At 45.5% G+C, this 23,680-nt stretch carries 8 protein-coding genes; all 8 read right to left on the bottom strand.

Annotated features, from left to right (window positions below):
* Positions 1 to 59 precede the first annotated feature (59 nt).
* On the bottom strand, positions 60 to 3,392 hold the full coding sequence (locus NST43_RS09985) for a thioester reductase domain-containing protein (RefSeq protein ID WP_339225386.1): 3,333 nt from the start codon (positions 3,390 to 3,392) through the stop codon (positions 60 to 62).
* A 49-nt stretch (positions 3,393 to 3,441) separates the two neighbouring features.
* Entirely contained in the window at positions 3,442 to 4,437 is a 996-nt protein-coding gene (locus tag NST43_RS09980) for a 2-oxo acid dehydrogenase subunit E2 (RefSeq protein WP_339224133.1), read from the bottom strand.
* Positions 4,438 to 4,559: 122 nt separating this feature from the next.
* A complete protein-coding gene (locus NST43_RS09975; protein ID WP_339224131.1) occupies positions 4,560 to 5,585 on the bottom strand; it encodes a hypothetical protein in 1,026 nt (341 codons plus the stop codon).
* Entirely contained in the window at positions 5,563 to 6,516 is a 954-nt protein-coding gene (locus NST43_RS09970; protein ID WP_339224129.1) for a thiamine pyrophosphate-dependent dehydrogenase E1 component subunit alpha, read from the bottom strand. The genes NST43_RS09975 and NST43_RS09970 overlap by 23 nt, the downstream gene beginning before the upstream one ends.
* The gene (locus NST43_RS09965; RefSeq protein ID WP_036725003.1) at positions 6,500 to 6,742 is read right to left on the bottom strand and encodes an acyl carrier protein; all 243 of its coding nucleotides are present in this window, start codon (positions 6,740 to 6,742) and stop codon (positions 6,500 to 6,502) included. Before NST43_RS09965 ends, NST43_RS09970 begins: the two co-directional genes overlap by 17 nt.
* A gap of 22 nt (positions 6,743 to 6,764) precedes the next feature.
* A complete protein-coding gene (locus NST43_RS09960) occupies positions 6,765 to 8,792 on the bottom strand; it encodes a condensation domain-containing protein (protein ID WP_339224127.1) in 2,028 nt (675 codons plus the stop codon).
* 15 nt (positions 8,793 to 8,807) lie between these two features.
* Positions 8,808 to 19,007 (bottom strand): amino acid adenylation domain-containing protein, encoded by a 10,200-nt coding sequence (locus NST43_RS09955; protein ID WP_339224126.1) that lies wholly within the window; start codon positions 19,005 to 19,007, stop codon positions 8,808 to 8,810.
* Between the two features lie 31 nt (positions 19,008 to 19,038).
* Positions 19,039 to 23,673 (bottom strand): amino acid adenylation domain-containing protein, encoded by a 4,635-nt coding sequence (locus NST43_RS09950; RefSeq protein WP_339224125.1) that lies wholly within the window; start codon positions 23,671 to 23,673, stop codon positions 19,039 to 19,041.
* Positions 23,674 to 23,680 lie beyond the last annotated feature (7 nt).

Here is a 23,680-nt window from a genome sequence, read left to right as displayed (position 1 = left end):
CATCATTGTTCCTCCTATAAAATCATATAATGTAAACTTTTCAGATCATTCACTTGCCCTCAGGGTGTTAACTCAAAATACTTTGTCTTCACAAAGTAATCCAAATACCGGTTGAACACCTCCTCTCCTACCTCTGGGCAAGTGATGGCAGTTTCACTCAAGCCTTTGGTAACATTGGTAATGTCATACGTAATTTCCACATCCCATTCACCCATATCTTCCGGAATGAACGGCAGCATAGCCTTGGTGGTATTCAGATTAGGATTCTCGGCAACTCTGTCCACCAATTCATCCTTCCACTGCTCATAGGGCATTTTTTCAACTTTGAACCCGTACGAATTCATCCAGGTATACACTTGGTTTAGTGTGTTCATTTTACTGGCGACAATATGGAAGTTTTTGTTACTTGATCCCGCTTGGATGGACAATGCTACAATAGACTTGCTGACATAATCCACAGGAATAAATTCTATATTCACATTCTCCTCGAACAATACTCCTGCCTCTACACAGCTTTTGATCATAAGCCACATGATATCTCTGGTTTGACATGCTCCTGTGGTGCTGGAGCCGGAGATTCTGCCGACGCGGTAGATACTTACCGGAATGCCTCTCTCTTTGGCCAGAGCTATAATTCTCTCGCCAACCCACTTACTTTGCTGGTATCCCAGTACAAGCACCTCATGATCGGACGGAATGGTATCCTCGTATGCGATATAGCCGTTTTCGTGTGAGAGCGTAGAGAATACATAATGAGTTGACACGTAATGTACCTGCTTTAACTTATGAGTGGATGCCAGACGTAGAATTTCCTGAACTCCCTGTACGTTTACATCTTTAATCTTGTTATACGGCTCCAGGAAATTAGTGATAGCGCCCGCATGATAGATGGAATCGATTCGGACTGCCAATTCGTTGAAATCCTGCAGCTGCTGGCCCATCAAAGGTCTGGCAAGATCGCCCGTGCAGACTTCTATTCTGCTTCTGTAAGCTTCGTCCCATAAATTGTACATTTCCATATTAGCTACAACTCTGTCGTAGCCGCTCTGCACACTGTCCGCACGGACCAGCAACACCATATGATAATCTGTCATAGCGATAAGTTCCTGCAGCAGAAACGCCCCCAGGAATCCCGTCACACCGGTCAAAAGAACGTTATGGATCCGGGTATGATCCCACGCTTGAAGTTCCTTTGCTCCGGTAATTTCCTCGTCCAGCCACACCTCATTTTTCAAGAATTCCCGGGTCTTATAGCGGAAATTACTTACGGCGGATTCATTGATATCCTGTTTATTTTGCTCGCTTTTGACCGCTTCAATATACATCGCCATTTGCTCAATGGACGAACTGTCGAAGAAAATCCGCACCGGCAGCATCATATCAAAGGCATTCTTGAACTTTACAATGAGCTGGGCCGCCATGATGGAGGTTCCGCCAAGTTCAAAAAAGTTATCCAAAACTCCTACTTTGTCAACGTTAAGAATATCTGCCCACAGGCCGGCAATTTTTTGCTCCGTTTCCGTTCTCGGCTGCATATATTCAACCTTAACGCCTGTTCTTGTTTTCATTTTCGAATCCGCAATCGCCCTCATTATTTCTTCAATAGACTTTGTATGACTAACCAGATCGTTAATTTGATCTTTTTCGGCTTCATCCAGCTTATTCCATCTATTGAAAATGAACTGGTAGGGGTCGAAGCTGCGGTCTGCCTTGTGCGGTTTGTCTGGAATATCCGGTTCTTTGTCTGCTTTGTTAGGATGGAGTGCTTCATTCGCATAATCCTCGAGCTTTTCACAAGAAATTGTCAGGGCTTCACCTGAGTGAACACGCTTCAAGTCGGTGCGGGTAATCCTGGCCAGAAATTGAGCCGCACTCTCATTCCTGCCGCTGGATTGATAGTGGAACACTATAGAGTCACACTGATGTTCTCTAATTTTATTGGCTAATTCCTTCATTAAATGATATTCAACATTTTTACCGAGCACCCGGCAATTTAAGAGCAGAGCGTCAACCTTGAAGCTCTTCTTATCAACTGTCCCAATGAGGGTACCGGCTATGCCGTAATCTCCAAATCTGTCTTGTACCTTTACGGAATAAATCAATTGATTATCCCCGTTAAGCGCTCCGATGATTTCTTCCTGTGTCCATAGCAACCCTGTCAGGTTGAAGTCCTTGGTATTATGGAGGATATGCTCGATCTGTTCGGCCTGCAGCTCATTGATTTCCCGTAGAGTGACTTCCAGCTGGATGGATTGAAGGAATTCCTCCAGACTGTATTCCTCTGTGCTGTCTGCCAAGACATCTTCGCCATTGCTGTAATGGGAAGCTTCAGCGGATATATAATCCAGAATCCCCGAGGCCTCTACGCTCTGCATCCAAAGTGTAGAATCCTCCGGCAGCAGCAGCTGGCGTATTCCGTTTAGGTACAGCTCTTTCGTATCCAGTACAATGAATTGATCCAGTGAAACGCCATGTTCTCTATGTATTTGCAGGATTGCCTCTGTTATCGATTCACACTCACAGCTCATATACTTACATTCTTGCTTGGTGAGGATGAGATCTTCCCTGTCCAATATGGCATTCAGTTGTTCTGGAGCGGATCTTGAACACAGCATGATTTCATTTCCCCAGCTTACAAGTTCCTGCAGATAGCTCTGAAATAAAAGGTAGGAATCATCCGTAACCACTCTTTGCTCATCCAATTGATGAAGAACTGCGTGTCCTGCTTGTTCCTCTTGCTCACACAATAGGACATCCGCATCAAACACAAGGATATTGCGCTTATTTCTCAGATCCAGCTTTATGAGCCGGCTAATCTGTCTTGCAGCCTCTTTGTAGATGCTATTCACATAAGGAGCTTTGGCATAAGCATACATGCCCATGTGATAGCTCTGATCTGCGCCGTATCTGCGGATCAGCTCTTCCCCGTCTGCCAGGTATATGCCTTCAACGAGTCTAAGCTTATCCATCATAAACTTTCGCAGCATCATGGAAGTTTCCATTGCACCGTACACAATTTGCAGGTCACCGACTCCCAGAGGTCTGTTCTCATAGACAGGAGGGAGCATAAAAATCAGCTTGCAGCGGAGTGCCGCCTTGGCATGCAGAACGGCCTCGATCAACATCGACAGATCAGCCTTGCATGAATTAAAGCTCTCTTTCAGATAGAAATCTTTCCGGCCTATAATATCTTCCAACCGGGTCCAGATGATTAAATATTCCGGTTTCTTCTGAAATAATAAGCTGTCCGGGTCCATGCACTGGGATATAATCTGATTATAAGGTCCGGTTTCAATTTTGGACTGAAGCCCGAGTTCCTTGATATCTTCTTCAAGATAGTCTTCCAGTAAATCAGCAGTGAAGCTGGATAATACATAAATATTGCGCGGCATGTCACTCACTATATCCTCCTCCTTCACTCTCCACTTCTGGGCTCACACCTTACACATTGATCTCAAAATGTTCAAGCTTGCTCTTCAGCCGCGTCAAAAATTCGACCGCATAGAATCCGTTCACTACACGATGATCGTACGCCAGGCCAAGATTGATATAGCTTCTTTCTGCCACTGTCCCTTCTTTCAGGACCAATTCCTTCATTACCGCACCCACGGAAATCATCCCGGTCTGTCCCGGCAGAATGATGGGAATGACGCTGACAACATCGGCGCTTGTATTCAGACTAATCGTTATCGTTCCGTCCATCAGATCCGCTTCGGCAAAACTGCTTCTTAAGGCTTTATATTTATATTCCATCATTATTTCTGCAGTATGTTCAATCCTTCCAGCGTGTTCAGCTTTAATTACCGGAATGTAGAGACCTGTTCCCACATCGATGGTCACACCAACGTTGACTTCAGCTGCAGGAATAAATGTATCCTCATCCTTCAGCGTTCCGTACAACAATGGGAATTCATCCTTGATTGATACCAGCAGCACCGGCAATACTTCTCCAAACCCCACAATGACCTCAAGCTGCTCACCAATTTCCCGCATTCCGGTTAGAGCTTCATCACAATACACTTTCATTAATAAAAATGCGTTCGGAATATTCGCATGCGATTTGGCTACTGTTTTAGAGACCTGTTTTTGATTCTTACTCAAGAGAATCCGGGTCTCATCCCCGTCGATTCTTTGCTTCAGCAGCTCCTCCAAATCACTTAATTTAATCAATTTCTTATTTAAGGCTGACAGCTCCTGCTGCGAAAATTGGTGCAATGCGGCAAACACTTCTGCCTGATTGGAAAGTTTGTAATTGGCCGTGCTTTCTGCTGTGGCACTGCCCACGGATAATTCCTTGTATGTATTCATTTCTTGGAGGGACTCAAAAACAAAGGCAATAACCTCGCCGGTTCTCACATCGGTTTGTTCTTTAGCCGCAGGATAAAAATAGCCGTCTGCTTCACATTCGATATCAATAGCTGCCTTGGAGGTCTCCAAGGTGGTAATCAGATCACCGGAATGAATGAATTCACCCTCAGCGCAATAATAGTTCTGGATCAAGCAGCTGTTATCATTCGCATTTAACTGTGGAACAACAATTGGTCTCATACCCGCCTCCGTTACCCTTCTTTAGCGATTTTCATCAGCTTCAGTACACTTTCATAAATGTCCTGTTCCCCTACCAGCACCTGGCTTTCATAATACATGGATGCGGGAATAATACTGTCAGAAGAACTTAAGAGCTCAATGGCTCCATCCTTCAGCTTATTGAGATATGGATATAATTTGACCGCTATTCCTTCGCCCCAGGTATGCCCGCTGGTCCCCTCTTCCACAATGAGAATCTTGCCGGCTGCAACCGCATCTTCAATAATGGCCTCGATTCCGCAGGGATACAGCTTGGAAGGTACCGCTACCTTAACTTCAATTTCATCCGCCATAATCAGCTTTTCAGCCACTTTCATGCACATGGAAGCCAAGCCTCCGGGGCAAAGGATAAGAACATCCGGTACACTGTTTTCTTCTATACTGGCGACTGCCCAGTTCTCATGGTCACCTTTGAATGAATAGTTGAAAAGTTCATCGATTACGCCATTTTCATACCTGTACTGGGAATATATTATTTTTTCTTCAAAAAAAATACAAGGATTTTTCTCACTCAACATCCGGTTAAACACATAATAATTATCGTGAAAAGGAGACAGCTCATACACGCTTAGATTAGGGATGCCCATGAAGTATTTTTGCATGCTTTGGCTGTGTGTGGGTCCGTATCCTCTGTAACCGCCATTCGCACATCTGACAATCATGCTGAGATCCAGCTTGTCCCCGTACATGGTTACGGACTTGGACGCAAAATTGAGCAGAGGATCAAATGACAATGTAGTGAAATCCGAAAACATCATATCCACGATCGGTTTGTGGCCCATAATTGCCATTCCGCTTGCCATGTTGACAAATCCCTCTTCACTTATCGGCGTGCCAATCACTCTGTCCGGAAAATCATCAGATAATCCCTTGTTGATTTTGAAGGCACCCCCATAAGGCTCACGTACATCTTCCCCGATTACAACGACTGCCTCGTCCTCACACATCAGTTGATGAATGGCATTTCTCAAATTCTCATTTATTTTTTCTTTTTTCATAGTCCGCCCATTCTGCTCCCTCTCTGTGTATGACAAGTTCCTGCAGCGTTTGCATTTGATTCCGGACAGCTTCTTCAAGCTTATCTACCCTTGCCTTATCGCTGGCTTTCATTTGGTTGTACCAGTAGTTCTCTTGGACTCTTTCAAGCTCACCAGCACTTCTAGTATCATCGCCTTTACTGTGGGACGCGACCCGATCTGTTATAAATTCAATGACCAGGGGTTTGGATTCCTTGCGGACACGGTGTATAGCGTCACCAGTTTGTTCTCTTATTTCATTAACAGCTTTGCTCCGGATGCACAGATAATCAAGATCGAACCCCCGTACCCGGCCTTCTATGCTTCCCGACATGCTGTAGCTTTGATGGGTTGATATTGCTATTCCATTGTTCTCTACAACGATTACCATCGGGAGATTCCATATGCCGGCAAAGTTCAAGCTTTCGTACACGCAGCCCCTGCCAAAGGTTCCGTCTCCAATATAGACAAATACCAGATTATCCTGTTGCTTGTATTTATAACTCCAGGCGATGCCTGTGCCTACCGCTATGCCTTCGGCCTGAACCCCTGTAGATATAAAGCGGTCTCTGCGGATATGCTGGCTTCCTCCGATTCCATTGCATACGGCGCCTTGTTTGCCCATGACCTCTGCCAGCAAGCCCTGGGCATCCCCATATCTGGCAATATAATGCCCATGCCCCCGGTGATTGCTGATCACAAAGTCTTCTTCTTCAATGAACGGATTCAAGGCTACCGGAATATATTCTTGTCCCATGCAGGTATGAGTGGTCCCTGTGACATGTCCGCTTGAAAAAAGTCCGAGGATCGATAGCTCATATTGACGGATCAACAGCATTCTTTCCAGATCATGATCACTAGTGCTTCCCGCCAGAACCGCCTGCCCGGCAATGGCATTATTCAAAGATTTCATTGCTTACTCCTTTGCTCTTTAAGACCGTTATAAAGGCGGCAAGATTTTTCAAGCTTTTCACTTCCTTGAAGGAGAACTTCACCTTATAGGTATCTTCAATAGTTGTGATTAACTTGATATGCTTCAGGCTTGTCCATTCCGGAGCATTTTGCGGTGACAAGTCTTCGTGAATCGTTTCTTTGTCCGGTATGGCCAGAATATCCGCAACAATCTCTTTTAATGTCATAACTTCCGCATCCTCTCATCATTCAGCCCGTTGACTGTGCTGTATTGTAAATACTCATGACCAGTTCTGTGCCCATCGCCGTGTAGTACTCTCTTAAATAAGGAACATGCCCCTCTTCATCACCAAGACCATCGTTATACTCGCTGAGCTTATATTTCACAGCGATTTCGTCTCCATGAAGCACAGATATATTCCAGTTTTTCGCACATTCCGCAGCTATTTTTTGCTCCGACTGTTGAATGAGCAGCTTGGTTTCATTCATCTGATTGACTTTATCCGATGCCGGACAAAGGTACAGGATGACCTTGGACTGATGCTTGTTCACAAAGCTACAGGCACATTGGATGAACCGGTTCGCATTGTCCGTCAGCACGGCTTCAACCCTAGCATCCTTAGCATCCATGCCTTGAATCCAGTCTTCCAAACGGAGTAACAGGATGCCGATGCCCTGACTGCTTCTGCATAACAGTCCCGTATCATCAATCAATTGCTGGAACACCTGGCTATACGGTGCGAATTGCAGCTTATAGTCGATCCGGAGCTTGTCCAGCCAGAATTCCATCGGCTCACCTACAGGCTCGGATTCGAAGGAGGAGACTACCGTCATCACTACTTTCTTACGCGATAGAGAAGAGACGAATTCCCCGATGGTCCGGTCAGGATTCTCAGTAATCAACTGGATTAATAGCTTGAAATCCTCAATCAGCTGCAGAATAGTATCCTGGGCGAACAGATCCGTATTGTACTCAAACCCTGCAGAGATTCCATTCTTCAGAATGGTTGCGTACAAGGACAAATCGAATTGTGCCGTTTCTACCGATACTGGAAGTACTTCAACCTCAATTCCCGGAATACTAACACTCAGCATCGACTCCTCGGTCTGAACATACAGCACCTGGAACACTGGTGAATGCTGCATCTGACGTTCAATATCAAGGCCCGTGACCACTTGTTCAAACGGAATCTCCGCATGATTAAAGGCTTCCATGCAATGGTCTCTAACCTGGGTGAATAACTCTGCAAAGGTCATGCTGCTGGCTATTTCACTTTGGATCACTACCGTATTAATGAATAGGCCGATTAATTTCTCCAATTCAAGCTGGTTTCTGTTGGCAACCGGTGTTCCAATACAGAGCTTATTATCCAGACTGTAGCCATGCATCAGAAGGGTTAGCACGGACATCATCATATGGTACATCGAGCCATTCATTTGCACACATCTGTCGCTCATTGCCTTCACTGCTTCTTTTTCAATGAAAAAGTATTCCGTCCTTCCCCGATAAGTCTGTGTGCTGCCTCTTTTATAATCGTAGGGTAAATGAATGGCCTTTGGTGCATCTTTAAGCTTGCCCATCCAATACTCCAGCTGATCATCCAGCTGGCCGCCTTCAATTCTTTTACGCTGCCATTCCGAATAATCGACATATTGTACCTGCAGCAATGAACGGGTAACTTGTCCGTGAAGCCTGTCCCGATAGGCCCCGGCAATTTCATTCATGATTACACCAAAGGACCAGCCGTCACAGATAATATGATGAAGAGAAAGGGTCAATACGATTTCTTCTTCAGACAATATCAACACATAGAACCGCCATAAAGGGCCTACGGTCAAATCAAAGGGCCGTCTTGCGATTTCGCTGTTAGCCTCATTGATCTTTGCAGCTCTCAAAGAAGCGTCGGTTTCCTCCAAATGAATAATATCCAGCCGGAATCTTTCATACGGTCTGATAATCTGTGACGGTATATAATCTATGGTGTTGAACACTGTCCTAAGACTTTCATGCTTCTCAACGACTGCATTCAATACATCTTCCAGAATATCAAGTTTGATATCGCCTTTGAGCAGATAGGACTGCGGGACATTAAATACGCCACCGTTCATGAACTGCTCCATAAACCATTGTCTTTGCTGTGAAAAGGACTGGCTGAACGCATTCGAGGTTCTGGCAACCCTCTCAATATCCCTTTTTTTGCTGTCCTTGGACTTCGTAATCAGTCCTGCGAGCTGTTCCCTTGATAAGGATTTGATTTTATCCTTCTTAGTCTCCATATAAGTACTCCTTACTTATCTTTTCAAAAGCTCCTTAAGGCGCTTCCTCTTTACCTTCATGGCTTCCTTCTCTGTCTCCATCACTTCACTTGCAGAAGCGACTTCGGCAAAGCTGTTCGTTGTCTCCTCCAGATATTCACAAAGACTGCGGATGGTTGGGTATTTGAACATATCCACCACCGTAATATTTGTATCAAAGCTCTCCTTGATCTTGTAATAGACCTGAACCACAAGCAGCGAATGGCCGCCAATATCAAAGAAATTATCATTGACGCCAATGTTCCGGGCATTCAGGACGGCTTCCCATATTCGCTTGACCTTGGCTTCGTTGTCATTGGCTGCTTCTACAAATTCATTCCTTACGCTTCTTCTTATACTTCCAGGCTCCGGAAGCATCTTCTTATTCAGCTTGCCATTTGGCAATAACGGCATCTCCGGCAAGACAATAAAGAACGATGGAATCATATAATCCTGCAACTGACTTCTGATATGTTCTCTGATGACAGGAATATACTTGTGGTTATCTTTCCACTCCAAAGGATTGGTGAAGTATACACTTTGGTCCTCATTGTAGCGGATGAAATTCGGCACTTCATAATCATAGGCACAGGTGTCCGCTCCATATTTATTCTTATGGAACAAGATCAGTTGATAATCTCCGCTCTCGCCATGACCATTCCACAAAGCGCGAAGCCGGTAATTCCCGACATCCTGCAAGAGCAAATCATATAAGCGTGGAGCATACAGTTGAAGCTCCCTAACGTCTTCTCTCAGCTCACGGACAGTTGCAGCTTGCACCGCCTGGTCGTTCAGCAGCGACTCAAGCTTGTTCTCATGAACCAGCTTATCCATCAGGACATCTTGGATTACAATAACCTCATCCTGCCGCCCGGTGAGTATATCCTGGAGCCCCTGCTCTGATTGTATATTCCGCCAGCTGAACTGAACGATATTCTCCAGTTGCTCCGCTGCTTTCGTCCGGATCACTACCTGATAACGGAATTTACTCATCTCATTCTCGAACTTTGTTACTTTAGGCAGAATGGAGACATTTTGAACCTGCTCCAGGGAATCCTTAAGACTCAAGAAATATTTGGAGTCTACCAGCAGCTCATTCTCCACAGTAATGGAATTCTTAATTCGGTCGTTTAATTCTTGCACGGTAGTTTCCGCAGGAGCCTTATACCATTCCACCGAAGTATGATAGCTTTTTAGCAGCGGCAGGGACCGTACATCACCGATAAAGAGGGTTCCCTCTTTGTTCAGCATGCCTAAAAGAGTAGTAATCACCTCATTCAGATACGCTCCGCTCGGGAAGTACTGAATGACAGAGTTGATAATAATGGTGTCGAACGTCTCATTCTGCAGCTCGCCAAGCTCATCAGCTGATTTCTGATATAGTCTGACATTCATGGAGCTGTCCAAATTCCGTTCGATATAATCGAGGCCTATCCTTGATAGATCAATACCCACGTACTCTTCGCATAACGGGGCGATTTTGAACAGAATCATACCTGTACCGCAACCGACCTCCAGTACTCTCCGCGGCTTAAAGCTCTTAATCAGATCTACGGAATCGGTAAGCCACTCTTCCATTTCCGGGATACCAAGCTTCTCCCCGGTGTAGCTGCTGTTCCAGCTGATTGTATTTAAACTGAAATCTTGAATCGTTTCTTCTTTGTTGTAGGCATTATCGAATATCGACTCCCACTGGGTGACCTGTTCCTTGCTCTCCTCCATGACATCCTGTTCCCTATAATTCACATCACGGACAATATAGGACACGATTCTTACATCATTTCCATCCTCTAGGTTAATGACTACGTTATCCTTAACGGAAGGGTGTGACTGAATCACCTTTTCGATTTCCCCTAATTCAATGCGCAGTCCTCTTACTTTGACCTGATTGTCAGCGCGTCCTATGAAGTTGATGTTGCCGTCCGGCAGCAATTTGACAATGTCACCGGTCCGGTACATCCGTGCAGCCACATATTTACTGAACGGATTCGGAATGAATTTCTCGGCTGTCAGGTCATCACGTTTGTAGTATCCTCTGGCCAAGTTCACACCGGCAATGAATAGCTCTCCGCTCACATTGTAAGGAACGGGATTCATGTACTCGTCCAGTACATACAACTGTACATTGGAAATAGGCTTGCCGATCGGCACAATCTCTTTATCCAGCTGCTCGCTGCAATCGTAGTAAGATACTTCAACGGAGGCTTCGGTAGGGCCATACAAGTTGTATAGACCTGCATCGAAGGTCTGGAAGAACTGTTCCTTTAACCGGTACGGCAATGCCTCCCCGCTGCAGAACACTTGTCTCAGGCTGCTTCCTGCCTGCTTAGCTCCGGGATGCTCCAGAAACAGCTTCAGGATCGAAGGAACAAAATGAGAGATGGTAATCTGTTCATCCCTGATCAGCTGAGCGAGATACTCCACGTCTTTATGCCCTTCCGGCTTCGCTATAACCAGACAGGCGCCTACCGTTAGTGCCCAAAAAATCTCGCTGCAGGATACATCGAAGCTGAAGGGCGTCTTCTGCACCTGTCTATCTCCCGGCTGCATCCCAAAATCTTTTTGACCCCATACAATACGGTTTCGGATGCCGCTGTGAATATTAATCGTTCCCTTAGGCTTTCCTGTCGAACCTGAGGTATAAATCATGTACGCCGCGTGGGCACCTTTAACCTTTACTCCCGGATTATCCGTACTCATCGGCAGGAACAGTTCCTTGTCCCGCAAATCCACCTTCCGGATTCCCGCAAGCGCATCGGTCTCGTCCATGCAGTGCAGCACCAGCTTAACCTCAGAATCCTGAAGCATATAATCTACCCGGTCCCGGGGATATGTTGGATCAATAGGGATATAGGCCGCGCCTGCTTTTAGAATCCCATAGACGGCTACCATCATTTCAATGGACCGGTCTGCGTACACACCAATGAAATCCTCGGTCCCTATTTCCTGCGCAATCAGATAATGGGCGACTTGATTCACCCGCATATTAAATTCCTGATAAGTAAGCGTGTCTCCCTGGAATTTCAGCGCCGGTGCATCCGGTCTTAAGAGCGCCTGTTCTTCAAATAATTCATGGATAAATAATTCTTTCTCAAAGGTATAATCCGTTTTATTGTGCTCATAGAGGATTTCATTGATTTCTTCTTTATCCATGAAATTGAACTGCTTGATTTTTTGATAAGGATCTTCGCACAGGCTGTTGATGATGTTCTCCAGATGCCGCATCATCTTCCGTATGGTGCCTGTTTTATAGATATCCGTATTGTATTCACATAAGGTGTGTACTCCGTCTTCCAGCTCTCGCATAGAAATCCAGAAATCGAACATTGCTGATTTATTGTCTGTTTCCACTCTTGTAATCGCAAGATTCGGCAGCTTGAAATCTGGCAGTGCTTCATTTTGAAGGGAGAACATCACTTGGAACAACGGGTTTCTGCTTAAATCACGTTCCAGCTCCAATTCGTCCACCAGCATCTCGAACGGCATATCCTGCGCATCATAGGACTCCAGCGCACTTGTCTTTACCCGTTCAATCAATTCCATGAAGGAAATATCGCCTGACAAATCATTGCGGAGCACCAAGGTGTTCACAAAGAATCCGATCGTATTCTCTGTTTCCATCCGCGTACGGTTGGCAATCGGAGTTCCAATGGCGATATCCTCCTGTCCGGTATATCTTGCGAACAGGACATCGACCGCTGCCAGATAAATCATAAAGGGTGTAGCGCCCGTAGTTTCTGCCAGTTCATTCACCCGGTCCATCATCCTCTTGTTATATACAAAGAAGTCCTTTTTCCCATTAAAGGTTTGTACTTTCGGTCTGTCGTAATCCGACGGGATATCCAGGGTAGCAACATCCTTGAGCTTGTTCTTCCAATATACGAACTGGTCTTCCTTCACCTTGCCGGTGAACCAGTCTCTCTGCCACTGGGTATAATCCGCATACTGCCATTCAATTTTGGGTAATTCGGCCGGCCTTTGATTCACTAAGGCATCATATAGCTCGACGAATTCATGTACAAAGACTCCCATAGACCAGCCGTCTGAAATAATATGATGCATGGTGAGGAAAATAACATGCTCATCCGCGGCAAATTTAAGCAGCTTACATCTGATTAACGGTCCGTTTTTGAAATCAAATTCCTGATGGACTTCTTCATCTGCCAGTTTGGTAATTACCTGCTCTCTTGCCTCTTCTTCCACATGCATTAGATTCTGCAGAGGGACCTCGAAGGCATCCACATCATGCAGAACCTGCATAATTTGCCCTTCAATGTTGTCGAAGGTCGTTCTGAGTCCTTCATGGCGCTTGACGATTTCTGTAACAGCCTGCTGCAGGCAGGAGACATTTAACTCGCCTTTAAGCCTGATAGACTCCAGAATATTGTAAAACGCGCTTTCTTCATCATATTGCTTTAAGAACCATAGTCTTTGCTGGGCATACGAAACCGGTATGCCCTGTTTCTTCTCTTCATCAGATAATTTTGGAAGGTGACCTTCTCCCTTGGAATCCGTAGCCGGGCGAACTCTCTCTTCCACAAGCTTAGCCAGCGCTCCAACGGTCGGATGATAGAATAAGTCATTGATGGCAAATTCGATCCCGTATTCTTTTTTAATTCTGGAGACGACCTGGGTTGCCTTTAAGGAATGTCCTCCAAGCTCAAAGAAGTTATCATTCATCCCTATCTTCCCGGCGCCTAATACTTCGGACCAAATGTTGCTTATGATTCTCTCAGCATCTGTAGACGCTTCTACATATTGCTCTGCTTCTTCCTCTTCGATCACTTCGCCATCCCTATTGACCGTGAGCATCTTCAGTGTGCTTACCGCGCCATAATCATCTAGGACCTTGGCGTTCTCAAGCTGGAGAAGAGCCTCTTGATCTTCCTGCCTGCAGACAGCAAGATATTCTTTGGCATACACTTTCTCATCGATTCTGTGGCTGATATGCACATTATTCTCGTCAATTCCTACATAGACCATGTCGTCACCAAGGTTCAGCAGGGCTTCAAAGAATAACAGGCCATCCTGCTCACTGATAACGTGCTGCCCAATGGATTCACTGAGACTGTTAATGGATTGCAGGCTTCCCGCAGTCATTCCGATCTTATCCCACATCGTCCAAGAGATACATTTCACTGCATACCCTAATTGGCCGGCTGCATATTGGCAGAACATTTCCAGGAAGCTATTTCCTGCCGCATAGGCACTGAAGGTCGCACTTCCGAGCAGCGAGGTCACTGAAGAGAAAGTGATCAACAGCGCATCTTTTCTGCTTTTCAAGAGTTCAAACAGATTTAGCACGCCATAGACCTTGGCACTGAATTCTTCGGCAAAAGTCTGTTGTCCGATTTCCGTAATCAGGTATGAATCCCGGTTGTCAAAATGCCGTTGGTAGCTTGAATTCCCGGCAAGATGTATAATTCCGTCTATCTGAATTCCCTTCGACTGCTCATAATCCTCAACTGCCTGAATGATGGAATCCAGATCACACACATCCGCCTGCCGGTAAGTAATGGAAGGTTCAAGTGCAGTCCTGATATCACTTCTTCCCAGGATCAGAAGATTAGCTTGATAGTTTTCAATGAGCTGACTGCAGATTTTTGTGCCGATGCCCCCAAGGCCTCCGGTTACCACATAATGTCCGCCTTGTTTGATCTTTGTCTTGGGCTCTGCTTTCCGTAAAGGCACATTCCGGAGCTTCCAGGTTAATCTCCTGCCGTCACGGTAACTGATTTCCTTCACAGCAGTCTCTCCGTGCATAATCTCCGCGCGTAAAAAGCGGGCATCCTGCTTGATATCCCTTCCTTCCAAATCGATCAGCAGCGATCGTAAACCCGTATTCTCCGTATCCAGAGTAGCCATGAAGCCGATTAATGCGGCATTATCATAACGGGTTTCCAGACCGCCTGCATCCTGGAACACATTGCTGCTACCCACATACAGGCTTGTAGAAGCGCATAGGTCATTGTTCGCCAATACCCGCAGTAAGTGGATTAGACTAAAGACACCGAGTTGGTTACTGCTTGAGATATCTGTATCTCCGCTAGTGTTTATTTGATAAGTGGGAAGATAAATAATATGATCGGCCTTCCACCCGATTTGCTTAAAATAGTCAAACAGCTCTTTGCAGCCCTCATAACGGGTATAATCACAGCCATAATGATTCCGGTCATATACCTGGAAGCGGTCCTCTTGCTTGACCGATATGACCCTGGTTTCGTCCAGGCCCATACCTTCTATGAATTCACCCGCCAATCCGTGGCGGTCCTCAAACACCAGGATATTGACGCAGGGGATGGTGCCCTCTTCAACCTTAAAGCTCAGCGGCTTCCATACTTTCTTGAATATCCATGGCTTTACGGTGTTCTTATTTCTAACGATTTCGAGTTTTTTCAGGACAGTATCGTATTTGCCGGCAAGCAGGGAATCTCTTAACAGAATCCGCTGAATTTTACCAATACCTGTCTTTGGAATATCTTTTTTAGCCAGAGGGATGATGTATTCAATAACAATCCCGATTTTTGAAGTGATTACCTTTTGCATCTCTTTGATAATCCCTTTGAGCCTCACGGCATCCATAGATACCGGATGGAAGAATATCGCTAATTCTTCCGCTTGTGAACCGCTTGCTTTGACTGATACCGCAGCGGTATAAGATACTTCAACACCGTCAATCTCCTCAAGGATGGCCTCAATTTCCGAATTATTATAATTGACACCATTGATGATAATGATGTCTTTGGCCCTGCCTGTAATGGTAAGTCCCCGGTCGGTTATAATCCCCAGATCCCCCGTATCGAACCAGCCGTCTGACGTAAATGCTTCGGCATTTGCTTTGGGGTTATTGTAATATCCCGGTGTAATACACACCCCGGCCATCTGAAAGCGTCCCTCTGTATAGAGAGGCACTAATTCATTCTGAGCATCGACAACACGGATGCTGTTCCCTGGAAGAGGTCTGCCTACACTTACACTGCTATCCTCCTGCTTCACTACATCTTGACCGAAATCCGTGGAATATATGGAACCCGCACAAGTCTCGGACATCCCGAAGCACGGCATCATTGCCGACTTATCCAGATGATATGGCTTAAGGATTTCAATAAACTTCAGTGCGGTCCGGGCCACCACCACTTCTCCGCCGTTGGTTATAAATCGCAGGGCAGACAGGTCAATATTCAGTGCTTTGATTCCACTCTCAAGGCTGTTAATCAAATTAAAGGCGAAGTTGGGTGCCCAGGTATTCGTAGCTCTAAAATCACTCATCAGCGTAAGCCACCGGAGCGGAGACTCCAGAATATAATTAACAGGTGCCAGAATCTCCTGGCAATGCAGGTAAATGTCTCTTACATTACACATTACAATTCCGCCCACGTGGTCCATAGGCATCCAGTTAAAGGTTACTTCTTCTGGACCAAACCCGTTATTTTGGCAGGCAGCAATCGTGCGTCTCAGAATATTTCTGTGGGTCTGCATAACTCCTTTCGGCATTCCTGTGCTTCCCGAGGTAAGCAGCAGCAGCGCTACATCATCCGGCTTCACCTCGTAGGTGATTTCTATATCCCGGCTGTTCATCAATTGTTCAGCGGAATAGACGGTGAACTCTTCTTCGCCGCCAAGAACTCCGGGAACACTGCGAATACTCTCAGCCAGAGCTTCATCCGTCACAATCACAGGCTGTTCAAGCATTTTCCAAGCATTCAACAGTTTGCGGATCACTGCATTATCTTCTTTATAAGAAGCAGCTACCGTGGCCGGAATCCCGATAAAGCCGCCTAACATACAAGCCCAGAACGTATTTACATAATTCCGGTTGTTATCCATCTGATAGATGACCTTGTCCCCAGGCTGCAATCCTCTTTCGATAAGACCGCAGCAGATAGCCTTGGCTTCACTGTAGACCTGTTTATAGTTAGCAAACTCAATGCTGCCATCATAATTAACAAACCGGATTCCATAATCATCAGGAGCTTGATCGGCAGCCCGTTTGATGTAATAACCCAGATCAAAGACGGTATTCTCAGGAATGATCACTTCTTCTCCAACAATGAGTGATAGCTGTGTTTCAGCGCTGCTCTCTTCCTTGCGGGTTTCAACCCCTTCAACGTTATCCGTTTTGCCGGAGCTCTTCTTCTTAATAAAAGAATAATCATCGGCCAAATCGGAGATATGCACGTTATCCCGGCTGATTCTTACAGGTTTGCGTACGAACTTCACAGGAGATTCATTCAGAGCGCTCTGCTCTTCCGGGATAACTAAGTTACTCCAGCGCTGAATGAGGTTGTCATTAATAATTTCCAGTTCGAGCAGATCATTGATTTTGACAACGCCATCTCTGTAATAAGGAATGTTTGACACAGGAACGAACTCTGCTGCCGCCAGACAATTCTTCTTATTTAAGTCAAGCAATATGCACAATCTGTCGATGATTGCACTTCTTATGGCTCCGTTTCTCTCCTCCTCGGATGCGGCTTGTTCCACGACAACATCCGTTACCGGTTCCACATAATAGACAACAAGCCTGGATTCACCCTTCATGTTATAACGGTGAAGCATCTTCACGTCTTCTACTAATGAGTCAGCCTTTAGGGCATGCTCCAGCGCAGGCAAATCACGTTTGATTCCGCCAATTACCATGCTGGTGCTTAAAGACTCATTAATCATTAACGTTCCATCTGCATAATAACGGCCCATATACCCGGAAGCGGTCTGATCCGGTATACATACACTGCCCTCGAATCCATCCGGAAGCGGGTGCCCATAGGGATCAACGATCAGAACGCGCGGTATATCGGAAGTTGAGATCTGAGGGATAGGCTGGTTATGTAAGTTCACAACGGCGGATACTGCCTTCCCTGCTTTGAAATCTGTACTCCGCTTAGACGGAAGCAGTTGAATAGTGCAGATAGCTTCATTTATTTTAAGGACCATTTCATCCAAAATCGTTATGAAGCTCCTTTGAAATTCTTCAATGATCCTGTCGCTGAAATAAGCGGAATTATAAATCGTCTCCACAAGGATTCCGTGATCCGGCTTAACCACCCAGGCCAGCGGATAATTGATTTCTTCTCTTAATTGCAGCTCTGTTATGGAGAACTCTGTGATATCCTTATAAGCCTGCGCGTTGGCATAATTCTCATATACAAAAATACTCTGGAATAATTGAGGCAGATTATGGGCGCTGCTGATCTCAGCCAAAGACATATATTCATGGGGACTGCGGCTGATTTGATCCTGTGTGAGGTTCTCCAGGCACTCCAGCAAGGTAAGGTTACCGTCTAACTGAACACGAACCGGAATGGTATTGATAAAGATGCCTACGGTTTGCTCGATACCTTTTAATTCCGCAGGTCTTCCCGATACAGTCGTCCCATAGACGACATCATCTTTTCCACTGTATTTACTCAGCAGGATGGCAAAGGCAAGATTATACAGTTGATAGGCGCTGAACCCATTACTTCTAGTGATCTGCTCAATAGAATTATGTATATCCTCTGGAAGCCGTAAGGAGAGTTTACGGGTCTCTCCCTTCTGCTCTTCCACTGAAGCTTCAGTATACAGAGGCAAAGCTTCCTCAAAGCCCTTCAGCTTTTCTTTCCAGTACTGTCTGGAGACCTCGGCATCCTGTTTATGCAACCAATGGATATAGTCCTTAAATGATGCGGATTTGTTCTTCGCCGGTGCTTCCCCTGTCTTGAACGCTTTATAATTCCCGAACATTTCCTCCAGTACCAGAGGCAGTGACCAGCCATCCATTATGATGTGATGAAAGCTCCAGACAAAATAATAGCTGTCTTCTGTAATTTGAATTAGAGCAAACCTCATCAGCGGTGCCTTGTCCAGTTCAAAACCCATCATTCGATCATTCTCAAGAAACGTGCTATAATCATGCTCGATTTCTTCCCGCGGCAGATTGCTCCAGTCATACTGAATGTAGCTGCAATCGCATTGCTTCAGAACTACCTGAACAGGTTTTTTCACACCTTCCCAGACAAAGGCTGTTCTTAGAGCGGAATGATCGTTAATGACCTTTTTCCAGGAATCCCAGAAATATTCGAAATTAATCTGCCCGTGTAATTTGCACGAGAATTGCTCCAAATACATGCTGCTGCTGTCACTTTTCAAGCTGTGGAACAGCATGCCTTCCTGCATGGTGGATAATCCATAGATATCTGCAACGTTCCTCTTGTTCATGTATTCTCCTCTTTCTTGTCCCTGAGTGACCTTAATTGAACTTTGCCAAGATGAAATCTAAATCTTCCATATCCACATCGTCAAAATCTGCAGCGGAAACTCCATCATCCTCAGATTCAATACAATAGCTGATCATCCCCCTAAGCGTATCCATGAAAGCATTTGCCTGCTGCACTATGTTCTCCCCGGAATGGATATTCGGGTTATATCCCCATTCGAATGTTAAGCGGTCTTGCAGTACATATCCGTTGACTTCAAGCAGACTGACCCTTGTATTCTTCACTCCCCTGGTATATAGCGGTTCCCCGGTAATCAGCCGGAAGTGTTCATGCTCGGAGGTTTTGTTATCCAAATGCCCCATGTAATTAAAAACAATATCCATAGCTTCACGGGGGCAATCACTAAGCAAGAACTCGAACTTACGCTTCTGCACGGCAGCTAATCTGTCTTTCACTTTTTTCAACGTAGCTCCAGTAGTTGAAATATCATCTGCGGAGAAGTACAAAGGGTACAGGTTGGTAAACCAGCCTACCGTTCTTGAGAGATCCACCTGATCGGCAAGCATATCTCTTCCGTGACTTTCCAGATATATGCTGTGGTCTGCTCCATCCCTTTCATGCAGCATCGTTTCCAGGGCGGCAATCATGACCTCAATAGGCTGAATGCTGTAATTCTTAGGCACTTCAGTCATTAGCTTGGCGGTATCTTCTTCCGATAAGGAGAACAGGCAATGCTCTGCATCTCCTTCCAGATTGTCTACGCTGGACCGGCCTTTTTTGGTATTTCTTGAATGAGCCGCAATTTCTTTTGTCCACTCGTTTTTTTTGCTAACTGCTTCATGGCTGCCGGCATAGGCTTCTACTGCGTTGCTCCATCTTATAAAGGATGAGGTTTTCTGCGGAAGTCTAATTTCCCGCTTGTCAATTAAGGCCTGATAGCTGTTCAATAAGTCCTGAGCGATGAACCTGAAAGACACCGCGTCGCATACCAGATGATGTGCCGTCAATACCAGTCTGCTGCTTGACCACGTATCGGACACAATAAGCAGCCCTTTAAATACTTCTCCAGATTGCAAATTGAGAGATTGCTGAAAAGCCGTCAATTCCTGCTGCATCCTTTGTTCGTAGTCATCATGAGCTGGGATCTCTACTGTCTTCAAGCGTTCGGTATAAGCAAACGGCAGAATATCCGCATATCTTGGAGCCTTGCAGGGAAGTACACGGGTTCTTAACAAATCATGCTGCCGGCACACTTCATTCAATGCTTCATTCAATCGCCCGGCATCTGCCGTTCCCTTCAATTCAAAGCTTATAGACTGATTCCAATGGTTATTTTCCGGGAAATTATTGGTGAAGAACCATTGCTGGATAGGTGTCAACAGGTACGAGCCTGTAACCTCTCCCTGATCACAATGGATATGTTCAACTGCCGTAGCCTTTAATGCCATTTGTTCAATACATTTATCATCGTAAAAAGACTTTAATTCGAGCTTAATTCCTGCCTCTGCCGCCTTAGCAATAACCTGCATGCTGATAATCGAGTCTCCGCCAATTTCGAAGAAATGATCGCGGATACTAATCCGCTCAGCCCCTAAGAGCTCACACCAGATTCGTTCCAGCGTTCTTTCAATCTCTGTGGACGGTTCGGCGAATTCGTTCTCCGCTTCCATAGGCTGACCTAAGGACGCCAATCTGCTGTTGTCCGGCTTGCCGTTCGTATTGAGCGGAATGGCCTCAAGTGTATAAAATGCTGCTGGAATCATATACGAAGGTAATCTATCGTTCAAAAAGCTTCTGATTTCTGTCAAAGTCACTGCTGCATCCACAACTAAATAAGCTGCCAGATAAAGATTGCTCTTGTGGTCAATCTCCGGGACAACAACCGCCTCATTCACTCTGTTATGAGAAGATAGCTTATTCTCAATCTCTCCGATCTCGATGCGGTGTCCCCTGATCTTGACCTGATTATCTATTCTTCCGGTAAAAGCAATATTTCCGTCGTCCAGCCAGCTTGCGTAATCCCCCGTCCGGTACAATTTACCGGGACCATAGGGATTATCTATGAATTTCTCCGCTGTCAGCTCCGGCTTATTCAGATACCCCCGGGCAATGCCTGCACCTGCTATACATAACTCTCCAATAATCCCTTTTCCACATAAGGAAGTATAATTCATAATATAGATTTGCATATTGGAAATCGGCTTGCCAATCGGAATTCTATTCGGAATTGGTGCAGTCCTTTCGTATTGCCAGTCTGCCGCACAGACCGTAGTCTCGGTAGGTCCATACGCATTGAAATATTCAATCGGCTCAGCCAAATTCTCCACCAGATTGACGCTTGATGCTGATCCCGCTGTGATCAACAACCGGATTCCGATAGGCCTATCCGATATCACATTCCAGTACGGCGGAGGCAAGGTGGCAACAGTTACGTTATGCCTTTTCAGCTCCTGTTCCAGCAGATTCACATCCAGCGCAACTTCTTTGGTAATGATGCATAGTTTTGCACCGGTGAGAATTCCCATAATCATTTCCCAGACAGAGGCATCAAAAACAAGATTGGCAAATTGCAGGATCGTATCATCCGCGGTCACTTTGTATTTATTCCAAAAATAATCTCTCAAGTTAACCATGCCGCTGTGTTCCACCATAACGCCTTTGGGCTGACCTGTAGTTCCCGAGGTATAGATTACATAAGCAAGATTATCCGGATTACTGTGGTCCGTAAGATTGTCGGTGGACTCGGTCTCTATATTCTTGTCACCAATTAAAATCTGCTCAATGCCTGCATAATCCAGCTGGATGCCGGAAGTTATCATATACCGGACTTGGCTGTCTTCCAAAATATACTCCATCCGCTCCCGGGGATAAGTCAAATCCACCGGCATATAAGCTCCGCCAGCCTTGGTTACCCCCAGTATGGCAATGATGGCCTCAATAGATTTATCCAGCATAATGGCAACCAGACTCTCGCAGCCCACACCGTATTTCCGCAGATGATGCGCCAGTTGATTGCTGCGGTTATTCAGTTCTTTATAGGTAATCCTCTCATTACAGCATACTACGGCTACTGCCTCTTCCCGGAGCGCCGCCTGGGTCTCGAATAACTGCTTGATGGTCTGTGGCTTATAGTCCGTAACCTTTTCGTTAAAAGAGTAGAGTATCTCAGCCTTTTCTTCTTCCGAGATCATTTCAATATTTTTAATAGGCTGATTTTCATATTCAGCAATGAATTGCAGAATATTCAGATAATAGTCTTTGATTTTTGTAATCCGCTCCCGGGAGAATTTATCTGATTTATACTCAAACCAGGCGCTTAAGCCATCCTTTTCATCATTGACTTCCAGCGCCAGATCAACCTTGGCCGTTTTTAAATCCAGTTCTTCGAACTCTATGTAGAAATCCTTTGTTGTACTATTCTTTAGCGCATTGGTCTCATAACTGAACACCACCTGATAGATAGGGGTGGACAGCAAATCTCTTTCTACTGCCAAATCCTCTACTATGAAATCAAACGGCAAATCCTGATGCTTCAAGGCCTGCATCACCTGGGCATTCTCGGCCTGGATATAATCGAATAATTGTTGCTCTTCACCAATATTACTGCGGATCGGCAGCATGTTCAGGAAGCATCCGATGATGCTCTGGCATTCCTCTTCATTTCTGCCGGTAACCGGGACCCCGACAATAATATCGTTTTGGTGTACATACTTATGCAGCATGATTTTGAGTGCGCTCATTAACAATACAAACAGTGTAACCCCGTGTTTTTTTGCGGTAGCTTCCAGTTTGATTTTCAGCTCCTTGCGGATTGAAAAAGCTACCCGTTCGCCATGATAGGTAAGCCCATGACCGGCCGTGTAATCCGTTGGAAGCATACAGCTCATGCTGCTGTCCGACAAATGCTCCCTCCAGAACTTAAGCTGATGATCGAACTCGCCTTTGGCAATCCGGTCATTCATGTGGATGACATAATCATAATATTGCACAGCGGGTTCCTGTACAGGTGCCATGCTTGCGCCTGCATAGGCTTCATACAGTTGAAGCAATTCTCTAATAAAAATGCCGCTTGAATAGCCGTCAGATACAATATGATGCCAAACAATTTGTCCAATCCATTGGGTCTCACTAAGCTTGTAACAGATCAGGCGAATAAGCTTGCCCTCAGCTAACCGGAACGGCTGTATTCCTTCTGTGTACATCCTTTGCCTGATATCATCAGGCGATATTTCCATCCCCGCCTGGGAGCAATCATACCTTTTGAAGACCGGCTCTTCGCTATCTTCGCTGAGCTCAACCTCAAGCTGTCCTTGTCCTCCCTTGAATTTGGAACGCAGCACCTCCTGCTGCTTAACCACCGTTCTGAAGGCCTTGTGCAAAAGCTCCACCTGTAGTTTTCCATGGAATTTCACATAACCCGAAACGTTATACGTAATCGAATCAATGAAGAGTTGTTCGACATACCAAATTTTCTTTTGCATATAGTTGGAAGGCAACACGGTCAACTCCGGTACTCTCTTGATGACCCTATGCAGCCCTTTGTCTTGCAGGATGATCTGCCTTTTCTTTTTTCTTTGTTCCTCCAAGAGACTCTCCAGCAGCAGTCTCTTGGCGTCCGATAAGGCATTCACTCTGTTTTTCACACTTCCGCTTTCGTTGTTCTGCATCTCTCCA

The sequence above is a fragment of the Paenibacillus sp. FSL H8-0332 genome (assembly GCF_037963835.1).
GTDB classification, from domain to species: Bacteria; Bacillota; Bacilli; order Paenibacillales; family Paenibacillaceae; genus Paenibacillus_AQ; species Paenibacillus_AQ rhizoplanae.
This window is presented reverse-complemented; position numbering and strand designations above follow the sequence as displayed.

Coding starts and splice junctions, on each gene's coding strand:
- NST43_RS09985 (WP_339225386.1), bottom strand. CDS start 3,392: ATGCCGCGCAATATTTATGTATTATCCAGCTTCACTGCTGATTTACTG.
- NST43_RS09975 (WP_339224131.1), bottom strand. CDS start 5,585: ATGAAAAAAGAAAAAATAAATGAGAATTTGAGAAATGCCATTCATCAA.
- NST43_RS09970 (WP_339224129.1), bottom strand. CDS start 6,516: ATGAAATCTTTGAATAATGCCATTGCCGGGCAGGCGGTTCTGGCGGGA.
- NST43_RS09965 (WP_036725003.1), bottom strand. CDS start 6,742: ATGACATTAAAAGAGATTGTTGCGGATATTCTGGCCATACCGGACAAA.
- NST43_RS09960 (WP_339224127.1), bottom strand. CDS start 8,792: ATGGAGACTAAGAAGGATAAAATCAAATCCTTATCAAGGGAACAGCTC.
- NST43_RS09955 (WP_339224126.1), bottom strand. CDS start 19,007: ATGAACAAGAGGAACGTTGCAGATATCTATGGATTATCCACCATGCAG.
- NST43_RS09950 (WP_339224125.1), bottom strand. CDS start 23,673: ATGCAGAACAACGAAAGCGGAAGTGTGAAAAACAGAGTGAATGCCTTA.